The 17334-nt window shown below is 69.5% G+C and carries 13 protein-coding genes; 5 read left to right on the top strand and 8 right to left on the bottom strand.

From position 1 onward, the window contains the following. The first annotated feature begins 1 nt into the window (after nt 1). From QQY66_RS04585 to QQY66_RS04595, 3 genes are all read left to right on the top strand, one after another. Nucleotides 2-922, top strand: a complete 921-nt coding sequence (locus QQY66_RS04585) for a carbohydrate ABC transporter permease (RefSeq protein ID WP_301977744.1) — start codon at nt 2-4, stop codon at nt 920-922. Continuing rightward, complete coding sequence (locus tag QQY66_RS04590; RefSeq protein ID WP_301977746.1) at nt 919-1743, top strand: carbohydrate ABC transporter permease; 825 nt, start codon at nt 919-921, stop codon at nt 1741-1743. Before QQY66_RS04585 ends, QQY66_RS04590 begins: the two co-directional genes overlap by 4 nt. Before the next feature lie 88 nt (nt 1744-1831). Continuing rightward, on the top strand, nt 1832-4309 hold the full coding sequence (locus QQY66_RS04595) for a CBM35 domain-containing protein (protein WP_301977747.1): 2478 nt from the start codon (nt 1832-1834) through the stop codon (nt 4307-4309). Between the two features lie 86 nt (nt 4310-4395). On the opposite strand, the gene QQY66_RS04600 is transcribed toward QQY66_RS04595, so the two are convergent. From QQY66_RS04600 to QQY66_RS04630, 7 genes are all read right to left on the bottom strand, one after another. Then, entirely contained in the window at nt 4396-5079 is a 684-nt protein-coding gene (locus tag QQY66_RS04600; protein ID WP_301977748.1) for a lytic polysaccharide monooxygenase, read from the bottom strand. A gap of 159 nt (nt 5080-5238) precedes the next feature. Further along, nucleotides 5239-7569 carry an alpha-xylosidase gene (locus QQY66_RS04605; protein ID WP_301977749.1) on the bottom strand — a complete coding sequence of 777 codons (2331 nt, stop codon included), beginning with the start codon at nt 7567-7569 and terminating at the stop codon, nt 5239-5241. A gap of 5 nt (nt 7570-7574) precedes the next feature. Continuing rightward, nucleotides 7575-8402, bottom strand: coding sequence for a carbohydrate ABC transporter permease (locus QQY66_RS04610; RefSeq protein WP_301977750.1), 828 nt, complete (start codon nt 8400-8402; stop codon nt 7575-7577). A 19-nt stretch (nt 8403-8421) separates the two neighbouring features. Then, entirely contained in the window at nt 8422-9276 is an 855-nt protein-coding gene (locus tag QQY66_RS04615; RefSeq protein WP_301977751.1) for a carbohydrate ABC transporter permease, read from the bottom strand. Between the two features lie 98 nt (nt 9277-9374). Further along, nucleotides 9375-10613: a sugar ABC transporter substrate-binding protein gene (locus tag QQY66_RS04620; protein WP_301977752.1), complete on the bottom strand. Its 1239-nt coding sequence runs from the start codon at nt 10611-10613 to the stop codon at nt 9375-9377. 108 nt (nt 10614-10721) lie between these two features. After that, complete coding sequence (locus QQY66_RS04625) at nt 10722-11657, bottom strand: LacI family DNA-binding transcriptional regulator (protein WP_301977753.1); 936 nt, start codon at nt 11655-11657, stop codon at nt 10722-10724. 2 nt (nt 11658-11659) lie between these two features. Continuing rightward, nucleotides 11660-14119 carry a SpoIIE family protein phosphatase gene (locus tag QQY66_RS04630; protein WP_301977754.1) on the bottom strand — a complete coding sequence of 820 codons (2460 nt, stop codon included), beginning with the start codon at nt 14117-14119 and terminating at the stop codon, nt 11660-11662. Between the two features lie 191 nt (nt 14120-14310). On the opposite strand from QQY66_RS04630, the gene QQY66_RS04635 reads away from it, so the two are divergent. Further along, on the top strand, nt 14311-15492 hold the full coding sequence (locus QQY66_RS04635) for an MFS transporter (protein WP_301977755.1): 1182 nt from the start codon (nt 14311-14313) through the stop codon (nt 15490-15492). Nucleotides 15493-15753: 261 nt separating this feature from the next. Next, the gene (locus QQY66_RS04640; protein WP_301987167.1) at nt 15754-16830 is read left to right on the top strand and encodes an acyltransferase family protein; all 1077 of its coding nucleotides are present in this window, start codon (nt 15754-15756) and stop codon (nt 16828-16830) included. Here QQY66_RS04640 and QQY66_RS04645 read toward each other — a convergent pair. Continuing rightward, nucleotides 16736-17212 (bottom strand): GNAT family N-acetyltransferase, encoded by a 477-nt coding sequence (locus tag QQY66_RS04645; protein ID WP_301987169.1) that lies wholly within the window; start codon nt 17210-17212, stop codon nt 16736-16738. The two genes, QQY66_RS04640 and QQY66_RS04645, sit on opposite strands and share 95 nt — an antisense overlap. Between the last annotated feature and the right edge of the window lie 122 nt (nt 17213-17334).

Raw genomic sequence — 17334 nt, forward strand, 5'->3', positions numbered from 1 at the left:
GATGGCGCACACCGTCGTACGTTCCGAGCCCACGCCGGTGACCGGCGCGCCGAAGAAGGTCGGCCGCCTGCCGCGTGCCGCCGTGCACCACCCCTGGTGGTTCGCCCTCCCCGCGATCGTCGTCTTCGCGGGCTTCTTCCTGCTGCCGAACCTGCTCAACTTCTACTACCCGTTCACGAACTGGTCCTCGTACCACTCGGACATCGCCTTCACGGGCCTGGACAACTTCAAGACCATCGCCGACGACGGCTCACTGCTCCGCGCGATCCGCACGACCCTGTTGTACGCGCTACTGGCGGCGCTGTTCCAGAACGGCTTCGGGCTCGTGCTCGCGCTGCTCCTGGAGGACGACACCCGCTTCAACCGGTTCTTCCGCGCGGTCTTCTTCCTTCCGGTGCTGATCTCGGCGCTCGCCACCGGTTATGTGTTCCAGGCGCTCCTCGACCAGGACGGGGCCGTCAACTCCGTTCTCGGCACGGACATTCCGTGGCTGGGCTCGACGACGTGGACGCTGATCGTGGTCACCCTGATCCACGGCTGGAAGTGGATGGGCCTGTCCATGCTGATCTATCTTGCCGGACTCAAGGGCATCCCCGGCGACATGCTCGAAGCCGCGCGGATGGACGGGGCCGGGCCCTGGCGGACGTTCTGGTCGGTGCGCTGGCCGATGCTCGCCCCGGCCGTCACCTTCAACGTCACCACGGCGCTGATCGGCTCGATGAACACCTTCGACATCGTGCAGGCCACCACGGGCGGCGGCCCCGCGGCCTCCACCGAGGTCTTCAACATCTACATGTTCCGGATCTTCGGACAGGGCCTGTACGCCCAGGCCTCCGCGATGAGCCTCGTCCTGTTCCTGGTCGTGGTCACCGTGGCGATCCCCCTGGTCATCGGCCTGCGGCGAAGGGAGCAGCTGCTGTGAGTCCGATCTGGCGGTACGGCCGCCCGGCCCTCGTCCTGCTGCTCGCCGGCCTGGCCGTCGGCGTGCCGCTGTGGCTGGTCGCCGTCACCTCGGCCAAGCCGCAGGCGGAGGCCATCGAGCCGAACCTCGATCTGCCGCGGTCCTGGCAGCCCGGCAGCAACTACGCCGACGCCGTCAGCGAGGGCGAGATGCTGCGCGGCTTCCTCAACTCCCTGCTCGTCGTGGTGCCTTCGGTGCTCCTCGTCCTGATCCTCGGGGCGGGCGCGGCCTGGGTCTTCGCGCGCCGCAAGTCGAAGCTCGTGTCGGCGGCGTACGCGCTGTGCATCAGCGGACTGCTGCTGCCACCCGCCGTCATCACCATCGTCATGGAGCTGCGGCAGCTGGGCCTGGCGAACACACGCCCCGGCATGATCGCCGTCTACACCGGCATGTATCTGTCGACGTCGATCTTCTTCATGACCGGATTCATCCGCGCCATCCCCATGGAGCTGGAGGAGGCGGCCCGGATCGACGGGGCGCCCCCGTGGCGGATCTTCGCGCGGATCGTCCTGCCCCTGCTCCGGCCGGTGATCGCCACCGCGACGATCATGGTGATGCTCTACGCCTGGAGCGACATCTTCTACGCGTTCTTCGTCCTCGGCGGCGGAGACCGGGCGACCCTGCCGCTCAACCTCTACCAGGTCGCCAGCGCCCAGCTCTACCTCAACAACTGGCACCTCGTCTTCGCGTACGTCGTGGTGATGAGCCTGCCCATGGTCGCCGTGTTCCTCGTCGGCCAGCGAAAGATCGTGTCCGGAATCACCAGTGGAGCCGTCAAATGACCGGAGGTCCAGCAGCGTGATCACCCCCACCCGCACAAGATCCCGTACCAGAACCGCCTTGACAGCAGCCGCACTTGGAGTAGCCGCCATGGCAAGCGCCCTCCCCGCAGCCGGGTCGGCAGCTGCCGCCGACCCGCAGCGCCTCACCGTCGACCTCGCCGCCTCCGAAGGCCCGGTGATGCTCGGCGCCAACGGCTCGCTCTACGGGCTGAGCGACGACGGGGTGCCCAGCGACGCCGCGATGGAACCGTTGAAGATCACCAGCATCTCGCAGAAGCCGGAGGGCGGCGCCCAGCACCCCAACGGCGACGCGCTCACGGTCTCGAAGTCGTTCTTCCGCAACAGCGGCGGCGAGATCAACGTGATGATGCAGGACGTCTACGCGAAGTGGCCGTACGAGGACCTCGGCATCGACGACTACCTCCCCAGGGTCGACAAGATCGCCAAGGAGGTGTCGGCGGCCCCGAACAGCGACCGCTTCGTCTACATCCCGTTCAACGAGCCCGACCAGATCTGGTACAAGCTCGGCGTCGCCGACCAGGCCACGTACGAGAAGAACCGCGACCGGTTCTTCAAGGACTGGAAGACGGTGTACCACCGGATCCGCGCGATCGACCCGGACGCGAGGATCGCGGGCCCCAACGAAGCCGCCTACCACACCCGCCTGCTGAAGGACTTCCTGGCGTTCGCCAAGCGGGAGAACGTCCTGCCGCAGGTGATGACCTGGCACGAGCTGGGCTCCGGTTCGCTGCGCGACTTCCAGGCGCACTACGACAACTACCGCTCCCTGGAGCGCGAGGCGGGCATCGCACCGCTGAAGATCAACATCGACGAGTACGCCAACCGACGTGACCTGTCCGTGCCGGGGCAACTCGTGCAGTGGGTCTCGATGTTCGAGCGGAACAAAGTGTTGGCCAACATGGCCTACTGGGACGCCGCCGGCAATCTCAGCGGCCATGTGGTGCGCTCCAACATCCCCAACGGCGGCTGGTGGTTCTTCCGCTGGTACGCCGGACTCACCGGCGACACCGTCAAGGTGGCCCCGCCGCAGCCCAACACCATCGACACCCTCCAGGGGCTCGCCTCCCTCGACACCTCGCGCCGCCAGGCCCAGGTCCTGCTCGGCGGCTCGGCCGGTGATTCGGACGTGGTCGTCAAGAACGTCTCCCGTTCCCTGTTCGGCCGCACGGTCACCGCGACCGTCGCCGAGGCCGGCTGGTCCGGCTACGAAGGGCAGCACGCCGCGCCGCGGGTCCTCACCCGTACGAAGGTCAAGGTGGCCGAGGACGGCTCGGTGACCGTTCCGCTGCGCGGCATGCACAAGATGTCCGCGTACCGGATCGTCCTCACCCCCGGCGGCACCGGCACCCCCTCCCCCGCCTCCGTCCCCTGGACGGCGTCGTACGAGGCCGAAGACGCCACCATCACGGACGGCAGGATCTACACCCAGGGAACGGTCAGCAACGCCAACGGCTACGCCGCCTCCGGCACCAAGGACGTCGGCTCGCTCAACGCGGCCACCAGCAAGGTCGACTTCACGGTGTCGGTCCCGGCGGACGGCACGTACGACCTGGCGATCCTGTACGGCAACCAGTCCGGCGGTCCCGCCACCCAGCAGTTGTCCATCGACGGCCGCGCCCCGGTCGCGGTCACCTATCCCTCCACCGAGAACTGGACCTACCGCGCCAAGAAGGACGCCACCGTACGGCTTTCGGCGGGCACCCACGTGCTGACGCTGGCCAAGGGGGAGGCGGAGGTCACCCTCGACCGCATCGACCTCACCGCCCGCACCGGCGCTCCGTCCGCGTCGTACGAGGCCACCCTGGCGGACATCGGCGGGAAACCGTCGTACGACTATTCCTCGTCGGCCGGGACGGGCACCGGTGCCCTTGGCCTTCGCTCCGGCGACAAGGCCGTCTTCGATGTCTACGCGCCGCGCGACGGCTACTTCACGGTGGTGTCGCGCGCCTCGGCGGCGGTGCGGCTCTCCCTGCACGGCGAGACGGTGACGGCAGCGCCCGGACGCCCGCTGCGCCTGTACCTCGTGGCCGGCAACAACCGCGTCACCATGACGTCGGACCATGCTTCCGTCCGCTCCCTCGACGTCACGGGTGAGGGCTCTACCACCGGTGTCCTCTCCTACGAGAGCACCTCGGCCACGCTGACAGGCGGCGCCGAACTCATCGAGTCCCGCCACGCATCCGCCGGTTCCTACATCGGCCGACTCGGCAACAGCCCGTCCAGCACCGCCGAGTTCACGGTGGACGCACCCCGGTCCGGCCGCTACGTCCTGGTCGTCCAGTACGCGCACAACGACCGGCGCGACAACGGCCACGCCTACAACACGGACATCATGTCCCGTACGGCGGACATCACGGTCGGCAGCGGCTCGCCCCGACGCGTCACCTTCAAGAACACCTGGAGCGCGGACGACTACTGGACGCTCGGCGTCCCGGTCGAGCTGAAGAAGGGCTCCAACAAGGTGACGTTCGGCAACGCGACCGCCTGGGCGCCGGACATCGACAGGATCGAACTCGCCCGCGTCCTCGGCCAGTCCAGGCACTGATCAGCGCTCCTCGCCCCACGCCGACCGACTCGGCGTGGGGCGAGGAACGGAAACTCCGCCCGTCCGCGGGAACTGAATCCGTCGGCTCAGGTGAAGTTCACGTCGCTGCACAGGAAGTACGTCTGGTCCATGTGCGATGCCTGCCAGATCGTGTAGACGACATGGTGACCGGTGAGTCCCGGCATGCTCACGTCGATCGAGTAGTTCTGGCTGGGGGCGTAGCGGCCGGTTCGGGTGACCAGTTGGAGGTCGCCCCAGGTCAGCGGCTGGGTGGTCGGGTCGAAGCCCTGGCGGGTGACGTAGACGAGGAAGTAGTCCGCACCATGGCTGGCCTGGTCGTACAGGCGCACGGTGAAGTCGCTGCTGCCGATGTCCGTCGTCTTCCAAGGGCCGACGGCGTCCAGGGAGTTGTACCGGCCGCCTTCGGTCCGACCGCCACTGCACAGTTGCCCGTCCGGGACGGCCGCCGGGAAGTTGCCGCCGGAGCCGTTGCGGTACAGGCCGTTCCAGTTCCACATGGCGTTCGGGTTGTCCTGCCACGCCTGCCAGCACATGGGGTCTTCCTGCTCCATGGCCGGATTCTGGAAGTCCGATCCCCACCGGAGCCAGCAGCCGTAGTTCCGGGACGCCGGGTCGACGACCGAGCCGTGCGCCACAGCGGTTCCGCTCCAGGGGATCAGACAGAGCAGCAGCGCGGCGAGCATGCTCAGGGCGAGGGTCGCACGAGGACGGACTCTCTTCGCCCTACTGACTTGCTCATGACAATGCATGATGTCTTACCTCCGAGATGACTGTCGAGTTGCGCGGGAGCGATATGGGAGCGCTCCCATATCATCCAACCTGCTCCTCGCGAAACGGGGGCGCAACGTCCGATTGCGCCACTCTCCCGCCCCCTGACCGACTGGCCGGGCGGCGACTCGCACGCGTCCTCAGGCGAGTTCGGGCCATGCGCTCAACTCGGTGGGCCGGCCGTCGATCTCGGCCGTCGGGGCAGGGTGGGGGAAGCCCGGAAGCGCGATGCGCAGTCGGGGGTGGTCGGGGCCCTCGGTGGTGATGGTCAGATGGCTGTCATCGGCGAGGTGGGCGGTGATGACGGTGCGGTGGCCGTTCTCGTCGTTCAGCGTCGCGCGGGCCGTGCGGGAGGGCTCGTACTGCGGATGAGGCCAGACCGCGGTCACCTCCTGGAAGGGGGTGCCGCCTGCGCGGTCGGTGGGGGTGGCTGTCAGGAGGAGGGCTCCGGCTCGTAGCCAGAGCGGGGCGGCGGCGAGTGGGATGTCGAAGCGGTGCCAGTCCGGACCGGTGATCGGGGCTCCGCCGCCGTAAGGCAGCCACTCGCCCGGCGGGAACCAGACCTGCCGTCGGCCTCCCGGTGCGTACAGCGGGGCGACCAACAGGTCGGGGCCCAGCAGGTACTGGAGGTCGGCGGCGTGGGCGTCCGGGCGGTCGGGGTGGTCCAGGGGCATGGGGCGGGCCAGTGGTTCGCCGGTGCGGACCGCGTCGGCTGCGGCCGAGTAGACGTACGGCAGCAGACTCATGCGCAGGCGGGCCGCGTGCAGGACGGCCTCGTACGCCTCCTCGCCGAAGTCCCACGGGAGCCGGGACGTCATCCCGTGGAACCGGCTGAGGGGTGACAGCAGGCCGAACTGAGCCCAGCGTACGAAGAGTTCGGCACTCGGCGTGCCGTGGAAGCCGCCGATGTCGTGGCTCCAGAAGGGGTGGCCGGAGAGGGAGAGCGAAAGGCCTGCGCGGAGGGTGGCGGCGAGGTCCTGCCAGCTCGCGTTGGGGTCGCCGGTCCACTTGGCGCCGTGCCTCTGTCCGCCGGTCCAGGTCGAGCGGCCCCAGGTCAGGCCGTGGCCCGCCGCTGCCTCTCGGGTGACCTCGGCGACCAGGTCGTTGTAGAGAAGGGGGTAGAGGTTGTGCAGACGGTCGCCCGTCATGCCGTTGTGGGCTACGGCGTCGGCGGGGACCGCCTCGCCGAAGTCGGTCTTGAGGACCGACGCCCCGGTGGCCAGGGCCTGATGGATGCGGGCGCGGAACCAGTCGGCGGCACCGGGGTGGGTGAGGTCCAGCACGGCCGTGTCCGGGTGCGTGCCGCCCCAGACCTGGCCGACCCAGGTGGCGCCGGAAGCGGTGCGCAGGAACCAGCCGTTGCGGTCCGCCTCGGTGTAGTACGGACTGTCGACGCCGACGTACGGGTTCATCCAGAGCGAGACGTGGAAACCCCGCCCGGCCAGGTCGGCCATCAGCCCCCGCGGGTCGGGGAATGCCTCGGTGTCCCAGCGCATGTCGGACCAGGAGCCGTGCGGCTGCCAGTACGTGTCGATGTGCAGGACGTCGCAGGGGAAACCGCGTAGGCGGATCCGGTGGGCTCGTTCGCGCACTTCGACTGCGCTGTCCCGGCGGAAGCCGCCGGAGATCCAGGGGCCGAAGGCCCACTTCGGGGGCAGCAGGGCGGGGCCGGTCAGGTCACGGTACGCGGTGAGGCACTCGGCGGGGGTGCCCGTGATCAGGTAGTAGTCGAGCACCTCGTCGGGGACGGTCATCGACCAGGCGCCGGTGTTGCTGTGGGCGAGGTCGAAGGAGGCCGCGGTGGTGGTGTCCAGGAGTACGGCGTAGCCCCGGCTGGAAAGCAGGAACGGTACCGCTTTGTAGGAGCGGGTACCGGTCGAACCCTGGGCGTCCTGGACCCAGCAGTCGACCCGTTGTCCGCGCAGGTCCGGGCCGGTGAAGCGTTCGCCGAGGCCGTAGAAGTGCTCGTTGGGTTCGGTGACCCAGCTGTCGTGGTGGGCGAAACGGCCGTCCCTGAGTTCGGTGACGCCGAACGGCAGCACGGTCGTACGCTCACTGGGGTCGCTCACGTCGGTGGACTGGCGCAGGGTCCTATGACGGCCCGTCAACTCCATGGCGAAGGGCGAGAGACGCAGGTCCGCGCGCAGGGCGTCGAGGCGCAGGGTGAGCGTGTTCGGCGACCGCTCGACAGTGCACTGCGTGTCCGTCCGTGCGGTGACGACGGAGGCCCGGGGAGCCGTCGGTACGTCGGCCATCCGCAGCGTGACGCGCAGGATGCTGCCCGTCGCGGGGCGCAGGCGGAGCGTGCCGGTGCGACCGGCTGCGGTGCGTACGTCCAGGGTCGCGCCGTCCTTGTCGGCGTGGGCGACTGAGGCGCTGACCACCGGATCGAGTGCGGTGGGCCCGGCGGGCGTCAGGGGCGGAGGCGGCGCGACGAAGGGCGTGTGGTCACGGGGATGGAGAGAGGACATGACGATCAGCCCCTTACACTGCCCGCGGTGAGCCCGCCGACGATGAAGCGCTGGAAGAGGGCGAAGACGCAGACCACCGGGATGCTGATGAGCGTGGCGGTGGCCATCAGGGCGCCCCATGTCGTCCCGTGCTGCCCGATGAAGGCGTTGAGAAGGACGGTGACGGGCTGGACGCCGGGCCCGTCGGCGAGGGTGAGGCCGAACAGAAACTCGCCCCAGCCGATCAGGAAGGACAGCCCGGCCGCCGCGACCACTCCGGGCACCATGAGCGGAAGGACGACACGCAGCAGCACACCCGGCAGTCCGCAGCCGTCCACCAGAGCGGCCTCCTCCAACTCGGCCGGAACGCTCCGCAGTACCGGACGCAGCACGATCACGGTGAACGGCAGGGTGAGCGTCGTGTCGGCGGCGATCAGGCCCAGGTAGGTGTCGGAGAGACCGGCCCGGCGTTCGAGGATGAACAGCGGCGCCGCCAGCACGATGGCGGGCGGCAACTGGGCGACCAGGAGCGCGAGCACCATGGCGCCCGACCCCCGCATCCGGACTCGGGCGAGCGCGTAGGCGAGCGGGATGCCCAGCAGCAGGGTGAGTGCCACGACCCCGCTGGAGATGACCAGGCTGTTGAGCAGGGCCCTGGCCAGTCCCGGGTAGCCCAGTGCCGTCGAGTAGTTCTCGCCGGTGAGCGGAGTGGGCACCCACTGCGGGTCGGGGGTCTGGATGCGGTCCGGCCGCGTGAGGCTGGTCTTCGCCATCCAGTACACCGGCAGCAGGAAGGCCGCGGTGATCACGGTGGCGACCGCGGTGAGCAGCCAGGGGTGGCGTGGCGGTTTCATACGGCGCCTCCTGTCGATGTCATACGGCACCTCCCGTCGGCGCCTCTTGCTCTTGCCGCAGCCGTCGTACGTAGAACACGCCCGCGAGCAGCGGTACGACGAGCAGCAGCAGGCCGGCGGCAGCACCCTGCCCGAACCGGAAGAAGGTGAAGAAGACCTCGTAGACGTAGAGGGAGAGCACGCGGGTGGCGTCGACGGGGCCGCCGCCCGTCATCACGAAGATGAGGTCGAAGACCTTGAAGGTGTAGACGAGGCCGAGGAGGAGGACGGTCACCGAGACCGGCCGCATCAGCGGCAGGGTGATGAGGCTGAAACGCTGCCAGGCGCTCGCGCCGTCGACGGCTGCGGCCTCGTGGAGCTCGGGGTCGATGGTGTGCAGTCCGACCAGGAGCAGCAGCATGTTGAAGGGCACGCCGACCCAGATGTTGGCGAAGATCACCCCCGCCATCGAGGTGGCCGGGTCGGTGAGCCAGTCATGGGACAGGGGGTCCAGGCCGACCGCTCTGAACAGGGCGTTGTAGGCGCCGGACTCCGCGTCCAGCAGCCAGCGGAAGAGGGTGCCGCTGACCACCGGGGGGAGCAGCCAGGCCACCAGCAGGAGCGATCGCAGCAGACCGCCCAGCGGGAATGGGCGGGCGAAGAGCAGGGCCAGGGCGAAGCCGATGGCGAACTGCAGCAGCAGCGAACCCAGGGTGAAGATCAGCGAGAGACGCACGGAGTGCCAGAAGGCCGGGTCGTCGATCACGGCCCGGTAGTTCTCCAGGCCGTTGAACCGCTCGGCCCCGCCGAGCAGTTGGCCCAGTTCGACGTCGTGGACGGACGTCCACACGTTGTAGAACAGCGGGTAGGCCAGGAAGAGGGCGAGGAAGGCCATTCCCGGAAGGCAGAACAGGTAGCCCGCGCGTCGGCGGCGTGCCGACGGGGAGAGAAGTCTCGTCCGCGGGGAGAGCCGATGCGGAGAGCGCCGATGCTTCATTGCTTGCCCAAAGCTTTGTCGATCTTGGCGGCGGCGGTTCTCGCCGCCGCTGAGGGCGAGGCGGACCCGGTGAGCACGGCCTGTTCCGCCTCCGCGACGGCCTGCGAGGCCTCGGCGTAGCGTGCGCCGTACTGGCGCGGACGGGCGAGGGGCAGCTGGCTGAGGAAGAGCCGCAGGGCCGGGTCGGACGCCCAGGTGCCCTGGTCGGCGAGGTCCTTGCGGGCAGGGAGTTCACCGAACGCCACCAGGTACGGGACCAGCACCGACGGGCGCTGCGTGTACTGCAGGACCTCCCATCCCTTGTCCAGGTGCTTGCTGTTCGCCATCAGGACCCAGTTCTCACCGCCGAGACAGGTGGCGGCCTGTCTGTCGCGGGGCAGGGCGACGACGTTCCAGTCGAAGTCCGCCGCCTTCAGAGCGGGGATCTGCCAGGGGCCGTTGATCTGCATGGCGGCGCGCTGGTTGAGGAACCGCGTGTTGACGTCCTGCTGGGTCCAGCCCACGCACTGTTCGGACAGGGAGCCCTTGGCGATCAGGTCGTCGAGGAAGGACAGGGCGGTGGCGCCGTACGTGGTGAAGGTGTCCAGATCGCCGCCCGCCTGCCACAGGAACGGCAGGAACTGGAAGACCCCCTCCTCCGTCTTGATCGCGCTCAGTGCCAGGCCGTAGCGGTCCCCGCTGGTCAGCCGCTGGGCGGCGGAGGCCAGCTCGTCCCAGGTGGTGGGGGGTTCCACTCCGGCGGACTCGAGCATGCCGGCGTTGTAGTAGAGGGCCAGGCAATTGCTGTTGTTGGGGATCCCCAGGGTCTTTCCGCCAACCTGGCAGCCGTCCCACGGGCCTTTGTAGTACTGGTCGGCCTGGCCCCACTTCTCGGCCCTGTCGGTGAGGTCGGCGAGCAGATCGCGGCCGGCGAGGGTGTTCATGGCGACGTTGTCGACGATGGCGATGTCCGGCAGGTTGCCGGAGATGGCGGCCAGGGCGATCTGCCGGTCGAGCTCCGCGAACGGGAAGGTCCGCCGCTCGATCCTCACGTCCGGGACACCGGCCTCGATGTCCTTGATCAAGCGGTTCATCCCGGGCTGGAAGTTGTCCAGGGTGAAGTAGTCCCACCAGGTGAGTGTGGCCGTGCTCGGTTCTTCCGAGCCGCACGAGGTCACGGCTGCGCCGGGGCCGAGGGCGGCCGCTGCCGCTCCCGCGGTACGCAGGAAGGCGCGGCGGTCTACGGGGTACGGCATGCTCCACTCCTCGGGGTTGGTGAGCGGTGGCTCGGTGAGCGACGTATCAGAGACGCATGAGAAACGGGCCTGAAAGCGACGTATCAGAATCATTCAGACATCGGCGTATCAGAAATCGAGGTCGAAGTCCGGGAACTCGGGTTCGGGTTCCGAACCGGGCACCGCTCGGCAGCGCCCCGTGCTGGCGCGCAGGGTGATCAGGGGTTTCAGCAGGACGTGCCGGGGAGGTGAGCCGGGTGAGCGCAGCCGCCGCATCATCAGCTCGACGGCGACCCGGCTCATCTCCTTGGCGGGTATCTCCGCGGCGGTGAGCGGCGGTGTCACCTGCTCGGCCCAGGGGCTGGCCGCCACACCGACGACCGAGAAATCGCGCGGCACGCTCTGGCCGTGCCGGATGAGCCCGCGGTAGACGCCCTCCAGGGCCGCCTCGTTCTGGGTGACCAGGGAGGTGGTCGCCGGGTCGTCCCGCAGGATCCGCTCCACGACCTCCTCCCCCGAGGCGAGGTCGTCGCCGCAGAGGTACGCGCGGGGGGTGAGCAGCAACTTCTTCATCGCCTCGGTGTAGCCCTCGTCCCCGAGCCGGGCGAACCCGTACCCACTGTTGAACAGCCGCTCAGACCGGTTGACGAAGGCGATTCTGCTGTGGCCCAGGTCGGCGAGGTGCTGGACGCAACGGCCGGCCAGGCCGGCGAAGTCCAGATCGACCCAGCCGGCCACGTCGGCCCGGTGGTTGCGGCCGATGGCGACGAAAGGGAAGCCCGCCTCGGCCAGCTGCTCGACCCGGTCGTCCTCCCGGCGGATCTCCATGACGATCACGCCGTCCACCTGCCGCTCGCCGACCATCCGCAGGAACGAGGGGTCGTCGTGCGAGACGCCGGGCGAGAGCAGCAGGTCGTAGCCGTACGCGGTGGCGGCCTCGGCAATCCCGCCGACGAAGGCGAGCTGCATGGTGGTGTAGTCGCGGTTGCGGCCGGCCGGCGGATAGAGCAGCCCGAGCGTGTGCGTTCCGCCGTCGGAACCCCCGTTTCTGGTGCGCTCCGCCATGGTCAGCCGGCCGGGAGGGATTGTTCGGCCCAGATGGTCTTGCCCACGGGGGTCTGGCGGGTGCCCCAGCCCTGGGTGAGCTGGGCCACCATGTGCAGCCCGCGACCGCCCTCGTCGTAGGTGCGGGCACGGCGCAAGTGCGGAGCGGTGTTGCTGGCGTCGGACACCTCGCAGATCAGGGTCCGGTCCCGGATCAGCCTGAGGCCGATCGGTACGGCCCCGTAGCGGATGGCGTTGGTGACCAGCTCGCTGACCACCAGCTCGGTGACGAACGCCGCGTCCCCGAGTCCCCAGAGCGCGAGCTGGCGGGAGACCTGGGCCCGGGCGTCGGCCACGATCGCGGGGTCGGACGACAGGGACCAGGCGGCGACCTGGTCCGCATGCAGGGCCCGGGTGCGGGCGAGGAGCAGGGCCACGTCGTCGGGAGGAGTCTCGGGCAACAGGCCCTTGAGAATGGCGTCGCAGGTGACCTCCAGCGAGGGAACGGGGCTGGCCAGGGCCTCGCAGAGCCGTTCGAGCCCGAGGCCGATGTCGCGGTCGCGCGCCTCGATCAGGCCATCGGTGCAAAAGGCCAGCAGACTGCCCTCGGGCAGCTCCAGCTCGGTGGACTCGAAGGGCAGCCCTCCGACGCCCAGCAGCGGACCGGGGCTGAGGCGGACCACGCTGGCCGTGCCGTCGGGGAGCAGCACGACAGGCGGGAGGTGGCCGGCGCTGGCCATGGTGCAGACACGGGAGACCGGGTCGTAGACGGCGTACAGACAGGTCGCGCCGATCTCACCCAGGTCGTCCCGGATACGGCCGTCGACACTGTCGTCGTCCGCGGTGAGGTGGATGACCAGGTCGTCCAGGTGGGTGAGGAGTTCGTCCGGGGGCAGGTCCACGTCCGCGAGGGTGCGCACCGCGGTGCGCAGCCGCCCCATGGTGGCGGAGGCGTGGATGCCGTGCCCCACGACGTCACCGACGACCAGGGCCACGCGCGTACCCGACAGCGGCACGACGTCGAACCAGTCGCCGCCCACTCCCACACCCGTACCGGCCGGCAGATAGCGGTAGGCCACCTCGACGGCCGCCTGCCTGGGGAGGGCACGGGGCAGCAGACTGCGCTGGAGGGTGAGCGCGTTGGTGCGTTCGCGGGTGTAGCGGCGCGCGTTGTCCACTCCGACGGCCGCCCGGCCGGCGAGTTCCTCGGCGAGGATCAGGTCGTCCTGCTCGAAGGGCGGGGAACCGTCGGTGCGGGCGAAGACCGCTACCCCGAGGGTGATGCCCCGGGCGCGCAGCGGGGTGGCCATGACGGAGTGGAATCCGTACTCCTCGACGCGGGCGGTGCGCGCCTCGTCCGCGGCGACCCAGCGGGCGAAGTCGGGGTCGTCCACGCCGCTGAGCACCGGTTGCCCGCTGGTCAAACAGCGGGCGGGCGGTGAGAACGGGGGGTAGGTGTCGATTCCGCCGAGGTCGATGGCGGCCTCGGGCACGCCTTCGCCTTCGGTGGAGGACTGGTGCGCGACCCTGCGCAGTACCACGGCCGCGTCGACCGGTCCGGGCACCGGCTCCTCCCCGCGCAACACGGAGTCGAGCAGGTCCACGCTGGCGAAGTCGGCGAGCCGCGGGACGGCGAGATCGGCGAGCTCCTGGGCAGTGCGGGTCACGTTCAGGGTGGTGCCGATACTGATGCCCGCTTCTTGCATCAGGGCAAGCCGCCGGCGGGCCGTGTGCTGGTCGCTGCTGTCGAACGCGGCGGTGGCTACGCCGACGACCTCACCGGTGGCGGGATCCCGGACGGGCCAGAGCTCGATGATCCAGGCGCGGTGACGGGCGGAGGCAAGGGGGGCGGCAGCTGCGGAGGACGACTCGAGGGCCGGGCGCTCGTACCGCATCGGTGTGGCCTCTTCGGCAACCCGGCGGACGCAGCGGAGGAAGCCTTCGTTGGTGGGGGTGGCCTCGTGCGGCTCGCTTCCGCTCTCGGGGACATGCTCCCCGCCGACCTCGGCGACCTGCTCGCCGCCTTCCGCAGCCGCGTTGATATGCCGCGAGGCGGACCCCGTGGGGTGGACGGAGAGCGCGATCGGGGCCTGGGCGAACGCCCACTCCACCATCCTCCGGTCGTGCTCCGATTCCGCGGGGCCGGTGGTGACGGTCACGACGAACCCCTGGGCCGTGCCGTCGCCGCCCAGCAACGGATGGGCATGCAGGCTCACCTCGACGCGGCGGCCGTCCCGGTGCCGCAGTGCCGCCGCACCGCTCCATTCCTGGGAGCCGGTGAAGGAGAGTCCAGCCGCCTCGGGGGCCTCCCGGCCGAGGAGCAGATCGGCCGCGGCGCGGCCTACGACCTCCGGGGCCCGGTAGCCCAGCAGCCGACGGGCGCCCTCGCTCCATCCAGTGACGATGCCGTCCAGGCTGACGGTGACTGTTGCGACATCGACTGACCACCTGCAGTGACCGTCTCCATGATCATAAGTGGCCATTCTTGCTCTATTCGCACGGTGAGGTTCCTCACAGACCCAGCGTGCGCGTCACCAAAGAAACGGACAAGTCAGGCGAGCGGCCTTCGCGCGCCGGTTCACCATCTCCAGCCGCGACACCCTTGTCCGAGTCACGACACTCCACCTAGCCTGACTTTGTGCCGCTAATAAACAAAGCCCGAACGCACAACGCCGTGCCGGGCAGCCGAAGCGACCTCACCCGACTCCGTATCGCCCTCACCGTCTTCTTCGCCCTCGACGGCTTCGTCTTCGCCGGCTGGGTCGTGCGCATCCCGGCCATCAAGGAGCAGACCAGCGCTTCCAGCAGCGCACTCGGCCTCGCCCTCCTCGGCGTCTCCGCCGGCGCGGTCGTGACGATGATGGTCACCGGCCGCCTGTGCCGTCGCTTCGGCACCCATCCGATGACCGTGATCTGCGGAATCCTGCTCTCCCTCAGCGTCGCGCTGCCCCCGCTCACCCACTCCGCGCCGGCACTCGGGGCCGTCCTGCTGGTCTTCGGTGCCGCGTACGGCGGGATCAACGTGGCGTTCAACAGCGCCGCAGTCGACCTGGTGCAAGCCCTGCAACGCCCCGTCATGCCCAGCTTCCACGCCGCGTTCAGCCTCGGCGGCATGATCGGCGCCGGGCTCGGTGCGCTCGTCGCCGGTGCGCTGACTCCGACGCAGCACCTGCTCGGCCTCACGCTGACCGGGCTGCTCGTCACCGGCCTCGCGGGCCGCACGCTGCTGCGTATCCAGCCACCGAAATCAGCCCCGAAATCACCCGGGAGTGCACCGCGGGGGGAGTCCGCGCCGCGCCGGCCGGGATCCCGTACCCGCCCCCTCGTGATCACCTTCGGCCTCATCGCGCTGTGCACGGCCTATGGCGAGGGCGCCCTGGCCGACTGGAGCGCGCTGCACCTGGAGCAGGATCTGGACGCCACGGCGGGTGTCGCGGCGGTCGGCTATTCCTGCTTCGCGCTCGCCATGACCATCGGGCGGCTCACCGGCACCCAACTGCTCGAACGCCTCGGCCAGACACGCACGTTGGTGTACGGCGGCACGACCGCCGCCGCCGGCATGCTGCTCGGCGCCCTCGCTCCCGCCCTCTGGGCGGCCCTCCTCGGTTTCGTGATCGCCGGACTCGGTCTGGCCAATCTCTTCCCTGTCGCCGTCGAACGCGCGGGCGCGCTGGCCGGCCCCGACGGTGTCGCCGTCGCGTCCACGTTCGGCTACGGCGGCATGCTCCTGGGACCGCCCGCCATCGGGTTCATGGCGGACTGGTTCTCCCTTCCCACCGCCCTCACCAGCGTTGCGGCACTGGCGGCGTCGGCCGCACTCATCGCCGTCGTGACACGACGTGCGGCGGCCGGCTGAGGCGCGGATGCCCGGCGACGGAGTCGGCACTCGCAGGAGGCCGCGGGCTCGTATCGAGAGGTTTGCGTCGTGACGAATCGGTGAGGCGCACGAGATGTCGCGCCGCTTCGTCACAGCAGTCACTCCCGTAAGACCAAGACCTGTATCCAACTGCCCGGTAGGACCTGCGTCCCACCGCGCTCATCCGCTGCGCTGTACGCAGGGGGCGGTGTGGTGAACCGGGCCACGGACACCGCACGCGACCGCGACGAGGCCCCGGCGCTGGAAGGAACGAAGCAGCGCGACGCGTTCTTCGACAACGCCAAGTATCTGGCGATCGTGCTGGTGGCGATGGGGCACGCCTGGGAGCCACTGCGCGACGGAAGCCGGACCGTCATGGCGCTCTACACGCTCGTGTACGCCTTCCACATGCCGGCGTTCATCGTCATCTCCGGCTATTTCTCGCGTGGTTTCGACGCGCGCCCGGAGCAGCTCAAACGGCTGGTGACCGGTCTGGTCGTCCCGTACGTCGTGTTCGAGACGGCATACACCCTCTTCACCAGGTGGACCGACCAGGTGCCGGACCGCCCCGTCACCTTGCTGGATCCCCTGTATCTGACGTGGTTCCTGGTGGCGTTGTTCATCTGGCGGCTGACCACGCCGCTGTGGCGGTCGGTGCGCCGGCCCCTGCCGGTCGCGCTCGCCGTCGCGATGCTGGCGACCCTGGGGCCGAGCATCGGCAACGACCTCGATCTGCAGCGCACCTTGCAGTTCCTGCCGTACTTCGTGCTGGGCCTGTACCTGAAGCCCGAGCACTTCCGGCTGGTCCGGCGGCGCGCGGTGCGGATTGGGGCCGTGCCGGTGTTCATGGGCGCGTTCGTCGCGGCGTACTGGGCGGTACCCCGGATGAGCAGTGCCTGGTTCTACCACCGTGACAGCGCCCAGGAACTCGGCGCACCGGCCTGGTACGGGCCCGTGATGACGCTGGTCACCTTCGGCTGCTCGATGCTCCTTGTGGCCTGTTTCCTCGCCTGGGTGCCGGGGCGGCGCATGTGGTTCACCGTGCTGGGCGCAGGCACTCTGTACGGCTATCTGCTGCACGGGTTCGTGGCTCAGGGCGCCAAGTTCTGGGGCTGGTACGCCCCCGCCTGGGTTCATGGGCCGCTGGGCTGCATCGCCGTCACCGTGGTGGCGGCCGGTGTCGTCACCGTGCTGTGCACCCCGCCCGTACGGCAGGTCTTCCGCTTCGCCGTGGAACCGAGGATCAGCTGGGCGTTCCGGCAGGACGCGTTCCGAGGGCGCCCCCACCCGGCCGTCGCACCATGTAGAGATCGATCGGGTCCTGAGCTTCTACGGTGAACCCGTGGCGCTCGTACAGCCGTCGGGCGGCGCTGCCCTGGAGGACGTTCAGGCGGACGGGCATGTGGTCGGCGTCGATCCGCTGCAGCAGAGTGCTCAGGACGGCCGATCCGAGTCCCCGGCCCTGGAGACGCGGAGCGAGATAGAAGTGCTCCAGCCACCGCCCGTCCTCGGCCGGGCGCACGGTGACGCAGCCCGCGAAGGCGCCCTCGGCCACGATGACCGACGTGTGCTGCGGGGAGAAGGAATCCCGCAGCCGCTGCCGGACCCGATGCTCGTCGAACCGTCCCAACCGCTCCAGATCCGGGCGCATCACCGTCGCCCGCAGCTCCGCGATCGCCTCGACATCCGCCGGCTCAGCGGAACGCAGGGCCCATTCCATGGGACGGCCCGATGCGTTTCCGCGCGCCGTCCCGCCCGGCTGTACCGCGTTCACCTGCGCGCTTGTGTCCATGGCCGAAGTATCTCAACGGTTCAGTGCAGCCACGCACGCAGCGTGGTTCC

This window comes from Streptomyces sp. DG2A-72, assembly GCF_030499575.1.
GTDB lineage: Bacteria > Actinomycetota > Actinomycetes > Streptomycetales > Streptomycetaceae > Streptomyces.

Bases quoted from the DNA above. Each gene is read 5' to 3' on its own strand.
- QQY66_RS04605 (WP_301977749.1), bottom strand. From the start codon at position 7,569: ATGTCCTCTCTCCATCCCCGTGACCACACGCCCTTCGTCGCGCCGCCT.
- QQY66_RS04610 (WP_301977750.1), bottom strand. From the start codon at position 8,402: ATGAAACCGCCACGCCACCCCTGGCTGCTCACCGCGGTCGCCACCGTG.
- QQY66_RS04600 (WP_301977748.1), bottom strand. From the start codon at position 5,079: ATGCATTGTCATGAGCAAGTCAGTAGGGCGAAGAGAGTCCGTCCTCGT.
- QQY66_RS04625 (WP_301977753.1), bottom strand. From the start codon at position 11,657: ATGGCGGAGCGCACCAGAAACGGGGGTTCCGACGGCGGAACGCACACG.
- QQY66_RS04630 (WP_301977754.1), bottom strand. From the start codon at position 14,119: ATGGCCACTTATGATCATGGAGACGGTCACTGCAGGTGGTCAGTCGAT.
- QQY66_RS04595 (WP_301977747.1), top strand. From the start codon at position 1,832: ATGGCAAGCGCCCTCCCCGCAGCCGGGTCGGCAGCTGCCGCCGACCCG.
- QQY66_RS04585 (WP_301977744.1), top strand. From the start codon at position 2: ATGGCGCACACCGTCGTACGTTCCGAGCCCACGCCGGTGACCGGCGCG.
- QQY66_RS04645 (WP_301987169.1), bottom strand. From the start codon at position 17,212: ATGGAATGGGCCCTGCGTTCCGCTGAGCCGGCGGATGTCGAGGCGATC.
- QQY66_RS04620 (WP_301977752.1), bottom strand. From the start codon at position 10,613: ATGCCGTACCCCGTAGACCGCCGCGCCTTCCTGCGTACCGCGGGAGCG.
- QQY66_RS04615 (WP_301977751.1), bottom strand. From the start codon at position 9,276: ATGGCCTTCCTCGCCCTCTTCCTGGCCTACCCGCTGTTCTACAACGTG.